This is a genomic window from Paenibacillus sp. FSL H7-0737, assembly GCF_000758545.1.
Lineage (GTDB): Bacteria > Bacillota > Bacilli > Paenibacillales > Paenibacillaceae > Paenibacillus_AQ.
Genome location: NZ_CP009279.1, coordinates 1,010,579 through 1,024,250 on the forward strand (window position 1 = coordinate 1,010,579; position 13,672 = coordinate 1,024,250).

Here is a 13,672-nt window from a genome sequence, read left to right on the forward strand (position 1 = left end):
TCATTAGCTGCTGCTGCTCGCGCTGTCATCTGGAGTAGCTCCACCCGGATTGCCATTACTTAATATAATGCTCTCCGCCACGGTGGAATCTGATTTAAGTGTGTATTGGATAATATCATCAGCCTTCAGTTCTGCTAAGGTGATCGCATTTTCTTGACGCGTGCCATTGTCGAAGGTAACCGCTACGATTTTAGTATCCGCATCAATCGTAATGTCTGTGGTTTCATCGGAGAAGCTTTGCTGCATTCTACCTCCCTGTGGCTCACCGCCTTGTCCTCCGCCACCTTCCGGCATTTCCCCTTGTGGCATCCCACCCTCGGGCGCAGCGCCATTTCCTGTACTTTGATCGCCATCAGGTCTTTCCGGCGGGGTACCGCCTTGACTGTTCTGCCCGTCACCTTCTCCAGCACCTTGTCGGGGCATAGACATGTCCGATTTATATATGGTAAGGGTAGTATCGCTTACACTCTTAATCTTACCGAAATTCATGGACATATTAGATCCGCCATTCTGTTGATCGCCGTTTGCTTGTGGTTGTTTGACTGCTGAACCCCTGTCTGCTTGGTTATTTGCAGCAGTTGTTCCTTCGGCCTCTGAATTCGCGCTGCAGCCAGCCAATAATAGAGAAGCGAGTAGGCCTCCAGATATTAGAATAGGAACGAACTTTCTCATTTTTTATTCCTCCTTAGTAGGTTAAAGATAGATTAGGAGAAATATAACAAACAGTTCTGAAAGTTTGCTTAATTTCCGCTGAGAGTTTGCCTAAAGAAATGAAATATGCAAATGTTATATAATGAACAAATATGTGGACTTAAAGAATAAGCCAACGTTCAGGAAAGAGGCAGCACATGAAGACTTTACTAGTAACGGGGTATCGTGCGCACGAGCTCGGTATTTTTGACAATAAGCATCTAGGGATTCCTTATATTAAAAAGGCACTAGCTAACCGATTAAAACCTTTGATTGAAGAAGGCGTGGAATGGGTGATTACGCCCGGCCAGTATGGTGTGGATCTGTGGGCATGCGAAGTGGTGAGCGAACTTAAGCTGCAATATCCGGACTTAAAGCTTGGGATCATTACAGCGCATACCGGACAAGAAGAGAAATGGAAAGAAGAAAAGCAGAACGAGTATCGGCGTATTATTGCGGGTGCGGATTTCTTCGGGGCGGTCAGTAATGCTCCTTATGACGGTAGCTGGCAGTTTCGGGCTAGAGACGATTTGTTGTTCCGCAAAAGTGACGGAATATTGCTCTTTTATGATGAGGATGCGGCGGAGGGGAGTCCGAAGTTTTTTAAAGAGCGGGCGCTGAAGCTGCATGCTGAAGGAGAGTATGAGTTGTTTCTAATTCACTCTGATGAAATTCAGAATATTGCCGATGAAGAGAATCAACGTGACTATGAGTAATTATATGTAGATTTTGGAAAAGTAAAGGCCCGTAAACAGTGAATGAGACCATCACCGTTTACGGGCTTTTTGATATAAGAAGTGATCAGATAAAACTCTTTAGTGATGGTGCTTTTCGCACCTTGTAGTTTTGTTCATAAGCATAGGCGAGCTTGATGAGTGTAGGCTCCTGATAAGCTTTCGCTGAGAACGTTACACCGAAGGGGGCGCCGGCTGATGTATAACCGGAAGGCACAACGATGGACGGATATCCTGCTCTGGAGGTAATTCTGGCGCCGAAATCGGCGGGGAACAGCAGGGCATCCAGATTGTGCTCCTTCATAGTGGCGTCGATGCCTTCTTCCTTACATAGTTTTAGGTCAGTCGCACGGTGCAGCAAATACTTTGGTTCGGTTTGTGTGCCGGAAGAGGTATATTCCGCATCTATTAACGTAGCTTGACCATATCTTAAAGTCTCCACAGGATGTGCATGGTTAAAATCTATAATATCCTTTAAGGTTCGCATCGGTGCCCCAGGGCCCAAGCGAGATAAATAAGCGTTCAAGGCTGTTTTGAATTCATTCAATACCACCGAAGAATAACTAATTTCCCGGGCGGTCTTAATATCCGCAGGATCAATAATAGTAGCTCCAAGCTCTCTCATTCTATCTACGGAAGCATTGAACAGTGCAAGTTGTTCTTCTGTCAGCTCCTCGAAATAATAATCACGCGGGATACCTATACGCGCGCCTTGCAAGCCATTCTCGTCTAGAAATACAGTGTAATCTTCGTGGATTCTACCTATATTCGTTCCCATTGCTGCATCTTGAGGATCATTGCCAAGCATTGCGTTTAGCAGCAGAACAGCATCACGAACGGTTCTGGCCATAGGGCCAGCAGTATCTTGTGTATTGGATAGCGGAAGGATTCCCGAACGGCTGAGCAGTCCAACGGTTGGCTTAATGCCAATAATGGAGCCTAAGTTACCGGGGTTAAGGATCGATCCCGAGGTTTCTGTGCCAACAGAGACTGTACAAAAGTTACAAGCGACAGCTACCGCAGAACCAGCACTGGAGCCACCTGTTGGTGTAGATATATTGTAGGGATTAAGGACTTGCCCGCCGCGGGAGCTGTAGCCGGAGGGCATGCCGGTTGTCATAAAATTGGCGAATTCGGTCATATTGGCTTTACCCATAATGATTGCTCCGGCTTCACGCAGTTTTGTAACTATAAACGCATCTTCTCCGGCAAAAGAATTCGCCAAAGCCAGCGAGCCTGCGCTAGTATGCATTTTATCCCCTGTATTGATGTTATCCTTCAATAACACAGGTATGCCGTGCAGGGGTCCCCGGGAGCCGTTGATCGTACGTTCAACATCTAGAGATTCTGCGATAAATAATGCATCAGGATTGATCTCCAGCACAGAGTTAATCGTCAGGCCATTTTTGTCATGATCAGCTATGCGTTCATAATACATGAGAACTAGTTGTTTTGACGTAAGTTCTCCGGCTTCTAATGCAGCTTGGATCTCCGGTATAGTGGCTTCTACGATTTCAAAACTCATGTGCGTTCACGCTTCTTTCCCTTTAGGATATAGCTTCCCCTTCATCTAACCATAATTTGGGTATTAGTGGTAGTATTCTTTTAATACTACAAATTATTGAATGATGGTCTCGGTAGTTAAAGGGGATATTAATGTTTTTTATTAGCGAAGTTTTGGGTAGAGCTTGCAAGCGCGCAACTGAAAAAAGGTGTCCAAATGGCCAAAATAAATGGCTGTTAGGACACCTCTTTTTATTTTTTTCTGATAGGAGTTATTATTACCCCTGCTTACTCCTGCGCTGTAAATCCCTCTTCCGCTAAATATTCTTTAGCTTCCTCAAGGGTCTCAAAGGCCATTTCTAGATTAAGGTCGGCATAGACATACCATAAATCATCCTCAAGCTTTAGTGTCAGTGTATGGCCCTCATCATTAGTCCAGAGTGAGTCGGCGGCTGCCGCAGCCTTTTTCTTTCTTTTGCTGGCTACAGGGGCGTCTGGAATGTAGATAGACAGTGAGGTGATGGAGGCATCCAGCAGACTCCGCAGCTCGGCTTCCGAGTAGTCGCGAATGTTCACAAAGCCCTTATCATCTGCCTCATAGCCCCGCAATAAGCCTGCGAACACATAACCATTCCCATTAGGATGCAGATGGTAAGCAACGGTTTTCTTATCATGCTGGCTTTCCTCGTAGTGATAGTTCACGCGCCCAAGGGATACGTTTTTACGTTCCAGTTGGGGGTAAGAGTCGAGAATCGCTAATTTTTGTTCAAAAGTAAGCATATACAGCCTCCGGTTTTCGGTGTGATTGTGCACATGATTATACCATGACGATGGCCCGCAGACTATTTTTTAGTGATCAAGCGGCAGAGACAGCACGAAGGTACAGCCTTCCTGGGAGTGCTTCTCAAGCACGAGGCTTCCGTTCATAGATTCGGCCAAAAGACGGCTGAAGGTGAGACCGAGTCCCAGACCACGTAGTGTGCTCTGTTTGTCGCTACCTCGGAAAAAAGCCTCGAAGACGTGTTCACTATGATTCGATGAGATGCCCAGCCCATTATCCTGAACACGAATCTCCGCCATGCCATGACCTTGCTGTTCAAGCAACTCTACTGTAAGCTGCACCATTCGGTCTGGGGCTTTGGCTTGTACACTGTTATTAAGTAAATTGACGATGATTTGTTGGATACGTAGCGGGTCCCCACACAAAAATAAGGGAGTTCTTGGCATATGGAGCATAGGCTCTGCAACTTCATCCGCTTGTGTCAGCTTCCATTGATACACGATTTCAGATAACAGTGGCACGGCATCCAGTCGATCGTGACGGACAGAGACGATTCCTGCAGTCAGAGCGTTGTAATCCAGAAGATCGGCAACCATCCGTTGCAATCGTCCAGCTTCCTGCAAAGCAATATCTAGAAATTCCACAGCTTCATCGTCTTCGACAACCCCTTCACGAACGGCATGGATTAGGCCTTTAATAGAGGTTACTGGTGTCTTTAGTTCATGGGATACACCTGCTAACATAACCGCACGGGACTGCTCAAATTGTTGTAACTTGCCTGCCATCTCTTCAAAAGACAACATCAGTTCATGGATTTCTCGTTCTTTGGCGTCCTTATCCAGAACGATATCATAACGGCCATGACTGATTTGAGCGGCTGCTTTGGCTACTTTCTGGATCGGTTTTGCCAGTTTACGGGACAAGAGGTAAATGGTTAGCCAACTTAATATGATTAGAAATAGCAACAGAATGGAGAAAAAAATGATCTCCTCCTGCGGAATATGCCGCAGCGATTTCTTGGATTGAAGGACAATCACCTGTCCCAGCGTTTCCCCATCCGATTTTATGGACGCTACTGCAGCTTTGAACTCCGGACTGCGAGAGTCGTTAAGACTATCATTAAGTTTATGCCTCATCTCATCTTCAGTTAGTGGTGGCATAGAGAACAGCATCTGATCTTGCTGATCCGTAATGATTACACACATTTCTACGGTTAACTTGAAGAATCGTTTTCGGTCTTCAATGAGCATTCCAAGATTCTGGCTGATCTCTATTGAACCTTCATGATTTACGCTCCGGTCGGCAATCTCCTGTGCTAATAATCCAGTAGTCTGCATCCGATTACTCATAGCTTCTTGTTGGATCCACCAGAACGTCGTTAGTGCAGTTAGCAGGAGGCCAACACTAATGATGAGCAGGTAACGAATCGTCCAATAGGAGAGAATCGAAGTACGTTTGGGGCTGCTTTTCTTTAGGTTGTCCATAATTGATATCCTGTTCCTCTCAGGGTACGGATTTCCCCCTCATCTACTGGCCAATGCGACAGCGCTTGGCGAAGTCTTTTGATAGACAAGTCCACGGCCCGGTCACTTCCTTCGTAATCCATCTCCCAGACATGTTCTATTAATTGCTCGCGAGTACATATTTGATTAGGTCTTTCAGCCAGAAATAACATGACCGACATATCGCGTGGACTAAGACTCAGCTCAACCCCGTTTAAAAAGACAGCTCGTGCAGTAAAGTCGATAAACAAACTGCCATAATGCCGTTTGCGGCTGCCATCGGACCACTGCGAAGGACGGCGTAATACAGCATTCACCCGTGCCACCACTTCCTCAGGAATAAAGGGCTTAGACATATAATCATCCGCACCGCCGTCGAGTCCGGCTAGTCGGTCATTGATCCCGTCCCTTGCGGTGAGCATGATTACGGGACAGCTGCTTTTTTCACGGATCAGCTTTAGCAGTTCAAAGCCGTCCATGTTTGGCAGCATGATGTCGAGTAATACTAATGAGGGAGGTGTTATAGCAAAAGACTCCAGCGCAGCACGTCCGTCGGCTACACGGGTGACATGGAAGCCTGCTTTTTTCAGATAGGCACTGAGGACCCTGGAGATAGCTTCCTCATCTTCAACAATTAGAATGGATCTCATCATGTGGTGGTCCTCCAATCTATAAAATTACGACAAGTTTAACACATCATAGCTCGCTCTGCTCTGACTTCTTCCCGACTTATTGCTTTGTTAGAATGAGGGACGAGCTTGAAAATATACAGAATATTTTGAATATTGGAGGGAACAGGATGAAGAGAAAAAGAATAGCCTTGATCGCTGCCGGAGTCATTATCGTAGGAGTAGTCACAGGTTATACATTGCTGGATAAATCGCTGGGCAATAATGTACAGATCGAGTCCGTGATTCCAGGGCAAGCCACAACAGCCGGTAATGGAGAAAGCACGACTAACACTGGAGCACCAGTAGGTATGGCGGTCACAGCCGATCAATTAAACGGTGATTGGACGGTTACGGATGCTTCTAAAGTATATTGGTCAGTAACCACCTCTAAAGAAACAGTAAACTTCGTGGATAACAAAGTTCAAGGTACCTGGAAAGTTAATATAGAAGATTCTACTTCGATGGTTGGAGAAGGGACAGTAGATATGAGCGCTCTGGACTCTGGCAATGGCCAAAGAGATGAACATGTAAAAGGGGAAGACTTCCTAGCCGTTACGGAATTTCCGCAATCTACGTTTGTAGTTAAATCATTCTCGGAGCTGCCAACGGAATGGACCGAAGGAGCCACTGTGCCGGTTGAAATGCAAGGAACGCTCACAGTGAAGGGTGTAGAAAAGGACGTTACCTTCCAGTCTCAAGCAGCGTACAGTGGTGGACAGCTGATGCTGTCGGGTACAACAACAGTGGCTTTTTCTGATTTTGGCTTAAGCAATCCGCACACCGTTGTGCTGGATACGGAGAACAATCTTGAGGTTCGATTAGAGCTTGTGCTGAAGAAATAGCAGCAGTCTTTCCTTAAGGAAGATGTTGCTGTGAATTTATAGAGAAACTGTACGGAAGAGACTTTCCCGGGCCTAATAGCTTTTGGGAGAGTCTCTTTGGTTTGGAATGAAATGTATGTTTTAATAGAAGTATCTGTCTAATAAATAGCAATAAAGGAGGTGTTCCTTGTGATCCAGGTGGCGGCAGCGATTATATATAATGAAGAAGGACAGATTCTTATTGCTCGGCGTAGGCAAGGTAAATCTCAGGCAGGTCTGTGGGAATTTCCTGGCGGCAAAATAGAGCAGGATGAAAGCATCGCAGATTGTCTGCAAAGAGAGCTTCAGGAGGAGATGGGGATAACAATCCTTCCCTATGAAAGCTTTGGCGTGAACGAGCACCACTATGGAAGTGTCGAGATCAGACTGTTTGCTTGGAAAGCCCGATATTTGGGAGGTGTAATTGAACTTGTCGATCACGATGAATATAGGTGGGTGTTTCCAACTACACTCGGTCAGTTCACTTTTGCTCCTGCAGATATTCCTTTTGTAGTACGGCTAATGGTGGGGTCAGATCAAGTCTGAAGGCAGTCCGAACATCAAGTAGAAGGGAAGAACTTAAGTGCCCATATATGAAAAGCTAGTGCGTGACGGAATTCCCAACCTGATAGCTTCTCAAGGTAAAGACTTTAAAACAAGAATATTAGAGTCCAAAGAATACATAACTGAACTACGTAAAAAATTGAAAGAAGAGTCGGAGGAGTATTTTCGGGCAGTGAGTAATGAAGAAGCTCTAGAGGAGCTTGCCGACATGCTGGAAGTAATTCAAGCGTTGGCGGAGACCCATGGAAGTAATAGCACAGAGCTGGAGGAGCTTCGTGCGGAGAAAGCTGAACGTCGTGGTGGATTTAAGGAGCGGATTTTTTTGATTGAAGTGGAAGGAGAATAACTAGAGATTATTGTTCTGTATAAGGAGGTTATTAATGTTGTCCAAAACCAAACTGATGATGATCTTAAGCGGCGTGGTAGCCTTGATTCCTGTAGCTATTTATTTATTCCTATATTCCAAAATGCCTGATAGGGTCCCGATCCATTACGATGGGAACATGGCTGATAGATTTGTAAGTAAGTCTAGTCTGGAGGTTATTTTGCAAAGCGGGCTTGGATGTTTGGGATTAATAATCATGAAATTCCTGCAGTTCCTTTTGCAAAAAGCGTTTATTCAGAGTTCTAACGAGCATTCAGCGGCTTTGAGCAGGATCTGGAATATTGCTATTTTGGTGGTGACGGTGGTGTTTGCTGGCATCAGTTCCTATACATTTATTAGAATGGTCTGATAGAATTAAAAGAGACTTAGCAGAAGGATTAGGAGGAACATGCATATGAAAATGGATAACGCTTACAAGGTAAGATGGGGAATTCTCAGTACAGGCTGGATTGCCCATCAGTTTGTTACTGATTTAGCTCACGCCAGCAATGGCGTGGCATATGCCGTGGGTTCGCGTTCACAGGAAAGTGCAGATAAATTCGCGAGGGATCATGAAGTACCACATGCTTATGCTACTTATGATGAATTGGTAAATGACCCGAATGTAGACGCGGTATATATTGGAACGCCACATCCTTTTCACAAAGAAAATGCATTATTGGCGCTGCGTGCAGGCAAAGCTGTCCTATGTGAGAAGCCTTTTACCGTGAATAGCGGAGAATTGGAAGAAGTGGTGGCCTACGCTAGAGATCATAAGCTGTTCCTGATGGAGGCCATGTGGAGTCGTTACATCCCGGCGATTGTGAAGGTTAGAGAATGGATCGCCGAGGGTAGAATCGGTGAAGTTCGCTTGGTGAAGGCAGACTTAGGATTTCGCACCGACTGGAATCCGGAAAGCAGATTGCTGAATCCGAAGCTGGGCGGAGGCGCGCTGCTGGATGTTGGGATTTATCCGGTTTCTTTTGCCTCGATGGTGTTTGGACCTCATCCTGAATCTATCTCCAGTACGGTGCATATTGGTGAGACTGGAGTGGACGAGCATTTCTCCATGCTGCTGAATTATGGCAATGGAAAAACCGCTTCGTTGAACGGCGGCATTCGTCTTAATATGCTGGAGGAAGCGCATGTGTTTGGAACAGAGGGTCGTATAATTGTTGAAGGGACGTTAGTGAACCCGAAATCTGCTTCGCTTTATATAGGGGATGAGAAGGTAGAGAGCTTTGTGGATGATCGAGCTTCTATTGGATATTGTTTTGAAGCAGAGGAAGTAGGCCGTTGTCTACAAGCAGGGCTAACAGAAAGCCCAGTCATGTCACTGGATGAATCGTTAGCGATTCTGAAACTGCTGGATCAAATACGTGCGCAGTGGGGTCTTAAGTATCCTGGAGAGTAAATAAAATAAACAACACCCCTCGGTTTACACGCTACAAGGTAGCTCCGAGGGGTGTTTGCTATATCGAACGATAGGTGGAAGTCTAGTTCTGACTATTGGCGTTTTTACTTTTGCCTGCTTGGACCCAGCCGGCGACTTCAACGGTGCGCTTCGCTTGATGAAAAACAGCATCACGGATCCGATCCTGCTCTTCGATCATTTTACCGTCTCCATCTACACTGACGCTTGTTCCGTACGGGTTGCCTCCCGCTCCAAATGTGACGGGATCTGTGTAACCTGGTGCTGCGACAATCGCTCCCCAGTGATACATCGATGTGTAGAGTGCCAAGATCGTTGCTTCCTGTCCGCCATGTGGATTCTGTGCTGAACTCATGGCGCTGACGACTTTGTTTACGGTGAGTCCTTTGCCCCAAATCCCTCCGGTTGTATCAATGAACTGCTTCATTTGAGAAGCAATGTTACCGTAACGGGTTGGAGAACTGAAAATAATCGCATCGGCCTCCACAATATCTTCAGGTGTTGCGACTGGGATATCTTTTGTCTTCTCAGCCAGGGCCTTCATCGCCGGATTGGCCGCGATTTTATCCTCGGGAACCAGCTCCTGCACCTTCAGCAGTTTTACCTCAGCTCCCGCTTTCTCGGCGCTTTCCGCGGCCCATTGTGCTAGCTGGTAGTTAGTTCCTGTGGCACTGTAGTAGATGACGGCTAATTTAATTTTTGACATGCTGGAGTCATTCCCTTCGAGTGTAGTTCCATACTATTAATTACCCCATTGATGCTTTTATAACCCAAATCGATAATTCTGCTCTAACTGGACAGACAGATGTCCACTTCCCTTGTGTATACTGAACTCAATTACAGGAAATGAGGGAGAATAATGAATACTTATTTTGTACAAAAACCGAAAATGACCTTGGCTGGGGTTAGCATACGTACGACAAATGAAGTGGAAATGGGTCCCGATGGCGGCTTATCGCGGCTGTGGGAAACGTATTTCCAAAGTAATATTGCGGGGCAGATGGATACGGTTAAGCCTGAGTATATCTATGCCTTGTATACAGATTATGAGAGTGATGCGTCAGGAGCTTATACCGTTGTGATTGGGCATGAAGTGGCTGGGGAGAGACATTTAGCGGATAGCGGTATTGTGAGTGCGGCTGTTCCGGAGAGCAAGTATATGGTTTTTACGACGAAAAAAGGTCCGGTATTTGAAGTAGTCTCGCAAGCATGGGGGGAGATTTGGGCTTATTTTAAGGCATCTACAGAGGTAAGAACTTATACGGGCGATTTTGAAATTTACGATTCGAGGAATTTTGATCCTGCTAACACGCAGGTTGAGATTTATATTGCGATTGAGTAGATCGGGTGAAAGATATTTTAGCTAAAAGAAATGTTTCGTGGGGATATGGGGGCTGCCGAGAGGCAGTTCCTTTTTTCGGTGATGAGTTTAATACCTTGGGTGAGGGTGAAGGGTTACTCAACGATTAAAACGAATATATATCAATAGAAGGAATGAGTAAATACGCTTCATATTTAATTGCGGATGTGTTGTTAACCAGAAAAAACGGTAAAAATTTCGTACCATTCGCTGTGTTAGGCCGAAGTGGTGCAACAGAACGGTAAAAATCTCCCACATTAGCTGCGTCTAGCTGAAGTAGCAATCTTCAAGGGCAGAAATGCCCTACATTTACCGCAAAGAGCCCAAAAAGCAAGAAAGAGGGGCAAAAGTACCCTACATTTACCGCAAAGAGCCCAAATAGCAAAAAAAGAGGGGCAAAAATACCCTACATTTACTGCAAAGAGCCCAAAAAGCAAGAAAGAGGGGTAAAAATACCCTACATTTGCCGCAAAGAGCCCAAAAAGCAAATAAGAGGGGTAAAAGTAATCTACATTTGCCTCAAAGAGCCCAAAAAGCAAGAAAGAGGGGCAAAAATACCCTACATTTACCCTAATGATGCTCCAAACCGTTTGGAAGTAGATGGAGCAAGTGGAGTGTAAATGAAATAACTTGTTGAGTGAAGTGGATGGATTTTGATGGAGTTGAACTAAGGAAGTGTAGCTGAAGTAGCTGGTTTAGTTTATATGTTCGATGGAGCATGACAGTCCCACCCAACAAATCACACACAAACCAAAACGAAACGGAGAACACCAAATGGGAAAACAATTCACGGCTATATTACCTGCACATCAGGAGTTTATTCTTCGGCAGCATCTTTTTTTCGTAGGGTCAGCGCCGCTATCTGAAGAGGGGCATGTTAATCTTTCACCTAAGGGTCATGATTGTTTGCGGATTTTGTCTCCTAATCAAGTGGCTTATCTCGATATGACCGGTAGTGGTAATGAGACGAGCGCACATCTGCTGGAAAATGGAAGAGTGACGGTTATGTTTTGTGCGTTTGAAGGACCGCCGAATATTCTGAGACTGTATGGAACAGGGACAGTAATCCTGCCTGGTTCATCAGAATGGGAAGCACTGTACCCTATTTTTACACCTCTGCCTGGAGCTAGACAGATCATTTTAATTGATGTTCATAAGGTACAGACTTCCTGCGGATTTTCGGTCCCATTCATGAGTTATGATGGTGAGCGAGAGACGTTACAACGTTGGTCTATCCAAAAGGGCGAAGCAGGTCTGAAAGAATATAGACAAGAGAAGAACACCACAAGTATAGACGGGCTACCGACACCCCTTGGACAAAAAAACTAAGCGGACATGGTGATCCTAGGTTCATGTATATAAAGTTTCACATTCGTCACGATGAGCGATCTCTCAATTCGACTAAGCAGTTATCTCATATATTCTACTGTCCAAAACTCATACTACCCACGGATTCTACCACAAACACAGGCACATATTGCTCTCCCATTTCCGTTCCAACAAGCTGATAACCGTTCTGATATTGACCACTAACTAACGCGTTACCTGTAACGGAACCCAAGTCTCCTTGAAGCAAAATATAAACCCCATTCGAGTAAGCCAGCATATTACCGAAGTTATCTGCGACGATTTCACAGTGAAAAGATACCTTTTCAAAAGGATGAAGCGCTACATCGGAAGCTGAAATTACCGCATACTCCTGAACAATCTCAGCAAATTGATAGCTGCCATCTACTTTACGATAACGTGCCGTCTGTCCAACGACACCGTCTCCGAGATCCGCGTTAGATACGAGTAAGGAATCATCGGACTGCAGTTCATAGCTATCTCCAGACACTGAAAACAACTGCGAAATACTATCCGATTTCATTTCATATGCTGTAAAAAGGGTACGTCCACCTTCGACCTCAGATTCAGCCAGAACCACGGGGGCACCAGAACCTGAAGAAGCAGCAAGCTGGTCATTAAAAGTTAGACTGCGCAGACTCTCGAATTTTGGTAAAATATTTCCAGTTAAAGTTATGACACTTTCGTCGCTATTCATTGCTGCATAATAGAGGACACCATTGCTATCCGTTCCAGCCACAATGACCTTCTTATCGTGTAGTCCCTTGCTGGAGATGACGTTCCCATATCTGCCTTGCTCTTCACCGCCCGGGAGAAGGCGCACAGGCTCGGCAATATTCCAAGCCAATCTTGTAGCGGCTATGATTGAAGAAGTATCCTCTAACGGAGCAAGATCACTGTATAGCTGAATAGCTTCAGCATATTGACCTTTACTGGTCATGCGCTTGGCATTTTTAAGTAGTTTAGCTTTACTAGTATCTACTAAGGTTAGTACTTTGGATGAAGTAATCCCTGCCGATCCTGCAAAATTACGATAAGCAACAGCATGCCCAGCAAAGGCGGTGATGTTATCGCTCTCTAGATCTTTGTTCAGGATGATCTTTCCGCTACTTTCTGCCTGCCCAAGTACCCATGGCGCTTCGTAACTATGCTGGCTGTAAGCATTCATCATGGAGAGGGTGCTCTCCAGCATGCCTGTAAAGTTTCCTGTGCCTGCTAAGGCTTTTAGTTTAGCTGTATCATGACTTTTGAACTTGGAGGCTAGCAACTCCTCCTTGGATGCAGCGCTTCCGTAATAGGCATCGGGAATCTGCAACAGATTCCATTTAAAAGTGTCTTCTTCACTCTTGTTTCCATCTTGGCTCTGAGCAAGTTCGGTAAGAAACTGCTCCTTAAATTCTCGGAAGTAGGTTGTGAACTGGTCAGAAATGCCTGAATCGGTCGATAACTGGCGATAATAGGATTCATAAGGACCACCGGGCTTCATATATGTAGCTTTTAAGCTGAGGAGAGTATCATAACTTTTCATAAATCCGGTGAAATCTTTAGTCGCAGCTTGTGCTTTAGCGGAAGATACCAAGGCCTTCAAACCTTGGCGGATGGCCGTGATTGGTGACAGCTCATCAAGTCGCTTCGCAACCTTTTCTTCCATATAAAGAATGGAATGGTTTGCCGCCGCTAGGCGATACTGATTCTCTGCACTTATCAGATCGCCAGCAGCATAGAGACGGTCGGCTTCCTTGGTTATTTGTATTTTGTCGGCGATGAGATAAACCTTCTGTCCAAGCATCACAAACATACTTATACACAAAATGATCATAAAGTTTCGCAGGGTTATTAATTGTTTGAACGTCATATAGAGTAG

15 protein-coding genes are annotated in these 13,672 nt (G+C 45.3%); 8 read left to right on the forward strand and 7 right to left on the reverse strand.

Annotated features, from left to right (window positions below):
- Window positions 1-3: 3 nt before the first annotated feature.
- Window positions 4-672 (reverse strand): hypothetical protein, encoded by a 669-nt coding sequence (locus H70737_RS04405; protein ID WP_042185072.1) that lies wholly within the window; start codon window positions 670-672, stop codon window positions 4-6.
- Window positions 673-848: 176 nt separating this feature from the next.
- Here H70737_RS04405 and H70737_RS04410 point away from each other — a divergent pair, with 176 nt between their 5' ends.
- Window positions 849-1,406, forward strand: a complete 558-nt coding sequence (locus H70737_RS04410) for an SLOG family protein (RefSeq protein WP_042185074.1) — start codon at window positions 849-851, stop codon at window positions 1,404-1,406.
- Between the two features lie 85 nt (window positions 1,407-1,491).
- Here H70737_RS04410 and H70737_RS04415 read toward each other — a convergent pair whose 3' ends face one another.
- The 4 genes from H70737_RS04415 to H70737_RS04430 form a co-directional block, all read right to left on the reverse strand.
- Window positions 1,492-2,949, reverse strand: coding sequence for an amidase family protein (locus H70737_RS04415; RefSeq protein WP_042185076.1), 1,458 nt, complete (start codon window positions 2,947-2,949; stop codon window positions 1,492-1,494).
- 266 nt (window positions 2,950-3,215) lie between these two features.
- Window positions 3,216-3,707, reverse strand: coding sequence for a hypothetical protein (locus H70737_RS04420; RefSeq protein WP_042185078.1), 492 nt, complete (start codon window positions 3,705-3,707; stop codon window positions 3,216-3,218).
- A 69-nt stretch (window positions 3,708-3,776) separates the two neighbouring features.
- The gene (locus H70737_RS04425) at window positions 3,777-5,192 is read right to left on the reverse strand and encodes a HAMP domain-containing sensor histidine kinase (protein ID WP_042185080.1); all 1,416 of its coding nucleotides are present in this window, start codon (window positions 5,190-5,192) and stop codon (window positions 3,777-3,779) included.
- Window positions 5,180-5,860: a response regulator transcription factor gene (locus H70737_RS04430; RefSeq protein WP_042193322.1), complete on the reverse strand. Its 681-nt coding sequence runs from the start codon at window positions 5,858-5,860 to the stop codon at window positions 5,180-5,182. The genes H70737_RS04425 and H70737_RS04430 overlap by 13 nt, the downstream gene beginning before the upstream one ends.
- Before the next feature lie 149 nt (window positions 5,861-6,009).
- On the opposite strand from H70737_RS04430, the gene H70737_RS04435 reads away from it, so the two are divergent.
- The 5 genes from H70737_RS04435 (at window position 6,010) to H70737_RS04455 (ending at window position 9,083) form a co-directional block, all read left to right on the forward strand.
- Complete coding sequence (locus H70737_RS04435; protein ID WP_042185081.1) at window positions 6,010-6,723, forward strand: YceI family protein; 714 nt, start codon at window positions 6,010-6,012, stop codon at window positions 6,721-6,723.
- Window positions 6,724-6,891: 168 nt separating this feature from the next.
- Window positions 6,892-7,287 (forward strand): 8-oxo-dGTP diphosphatase MutT, encoded by a 396-nt coding sequence (gene mutT, locus H70737_RS04440; protein ID WP_042185083.1) that lies wholly within the window; start codon window positions 6,892-6,894, stop codon window positions 7,285-7,287.
- A 37-nt stretch (window positions 7,288-7,324) separates the two neighbouring features.
- Window positions 7,325-7,651 carry a nucleoside triphosphate pyrophosphohydrolase gene (locus H70737_RS04445; RefSeq protein ID WP_042185085.1) on the forward strand — a complete coding sequence of 109 codons (327 nt, stop codon included), beginning with the start codon at window positions 7,325-7,327 and terminating at the stop codon, window positions 7,649-7,651.
- Window positions 7,652-7,685: 34 nt separating this feature from the next.
- Window positions 7,686-8,039, forward strand: a complete 354-nt coding sequence (locus H70737_RS04450; protein WP_042185087.1) for a DUF1648 domain-containing protein — start codon at window positions 7,686-7,688, stop codon at window positions 8,037-8,039.
- A gap of 45 nt (window positions 8,040-8,084) precedes the next feature.
- On the forward strand, window positions 8,085-9,083 hold the full coding sequence (locus H70737_RS04455; protein WP_081951038.1) for a Gfo/Idh/MocA family protein: 999 nt from the start codon (window positions 8,085-8,087) through the stop codon (window positions 9,081-9,083).
- An 82-nt stretch (window positions 9,084-9,165) separates the two neighbouring features.
- Here H70737_RS04455 and wrbA read toward each other — a convergent pair whose 3' ends face one another.
- On the reverse strand, window positions 9,166-9,807 hold the full coding sequence (wrbA, locus tag H70737_RS04460) for an NAD(P)H:quinone oxidoreductase type IV (protein ID WP_042185089.1): 642 nt from the start codon (window positions 9,805-9,807) through the stop codon (window positions 9,166-9,168).
- A gap of 153 nt (window positions 9,808-9,960) precedes the next feature.
- Between wrbA and H70737_RS04465 the strand changes: the two genes are divergently transcribed.
- On the forward strand, window positions 9,961-10,443 hold the full coding sequence (locus H70737_RS04465; RefSeq protein WP_042185091.1) for a GyrI-like domain-containing protein: 483 nt from the start codon (window positions 9,961-9,963) through the stop codon (window positions 10,441-10,443).
- Window positions 10,444-11,235: 792 nt separating this feature from the next.
- Window positions 11,236-11,790: a pyridoxamine 5'-phosphate oxidase family protein gene (locus H70737_RS04470; RefSeq protein ID WP_042185093.1), complete on the forward strand. Its 555-nt coding sequence runs from the start codon at window positions 11,236-11,238 to the stop codon at window positions 11,788-11,790.
- Window positions 11,791-11,884: 94 nt separating this feature from the next.
- On the opposite strand, the gene H70737_RS04475 is transcribed toward H70737_RS04470, so the two are convergent.
- The gene (locus tag H70737_RS04475) at window positions 11,885-13,663 is read right to left on the reverse strand and encodes a hypothetical protein (RefSeq protein ID WP_042185095.1); all 1,779 of its coding nucleotides are present in this window, start codon (window positions 13,661-13,663) and stop codon (window positions 11,885-11,887) included.
- Window positions 13,664-13,672: the final 9 nt, after the last annotated feature.

What these genes read in the sequence shown, in the direction of transcription:
- H70737_RS04470 (WP_042185093.1), top strand. Translation starts at nt 11,236, where the DNA reads ATGGGAAAACAATTCACGGCTATATTACCTGCACATCAGGAGTTTATT.
- H70737_RS04475 (WP_042185095.1), bottom strand. Translation starts at nt 13,663, where the DNA reads ATGACGTTCAAACAATTAATAACCCTGCGAAACTTTATGATCATTTTG.
- H70737_RS04450 (WP_042185087.1), top strand. Translation starts at nt 7,686, where the DNA reads ATGTTGTCCAAAACCAAACTGATGATGATCTTAAGCGGCGTGGTAGCC.
- wrbA (WP_042185089.1), bottom strand. Translation starts at nt 9,807, where the DNA reads ATGTCAAAAATTAAATTAGCCGTCATCTACTACAGTGCCACAGGAACT.
- H70737_RS04430 (WP_042193322.1), bottom strand. Translation starts at nt 5,860, where the DNA reads ATGAGATCCATTCTAATTGTTGAAGATGAGGAAGCTATCTCCAGGGTC.
- H70737_RS04425 (WP_042185080.1), bottom strand. Translation starts at nt 5,192, where the DNA reads ATGGACAACCTAAAGAAAAGCAGCCCCAAACGTACTTCGATTCTCTCC.
- H70737_RS04410 (WP_042185074.1), top strand. Translation starts at nt 849, where the DNA reads ATGAAGACTTTACTAGTAACGGGGTATCGTGCGCACGAGCTCGGTATT.
- H70737_RS04435 (WP_042185081.1), top strand. Translation starts at nt 6,010, where the DNA reads ATGAAGAGAAAAAGAATAGCCTTGATCGCTGCCGGAGTCATTATCGTA.
- H70737_RS04455 (WP_081951038.1), top strand. Translation starts at nt 8,085, where the DNA reads ATGAAAATGGATAACGCTTACAAGGTAAGATGGGGAATTCTCAGTACA.
- H70737_RS04405 (WP_042185072.1), bottom strand. Translation starts at nt 672, where the DNA reads ATGAGAAAGTTCGTTCCTATTCTAATATCTGGAGGCCTACTCGCTTCT.
- H70737_RS04465 (WP_042185091.1), top strand. Translation starts at nt 9,961, where the DNA reads ATGAATACTTATTTTGTACAAAAACCGAAAATGACCTTGGCTGGGGTT.
- H70737_RS04415 (WP_042185076.1), bottom strand. Translation starts at nt 2,949, where the DNA reads ATGAGTTTTGAAATCGTAGAAGCCACTATACCGGAGATCCAAGCTGCA.
- H70737_RS04420 (WP_042185078.1), bottom strand. Translation starts at nt 3,707, where the DNA reads ATGCTTACTTTTGAACAAAAATTAGCGATTCTCGACTCTTACCCCCAA.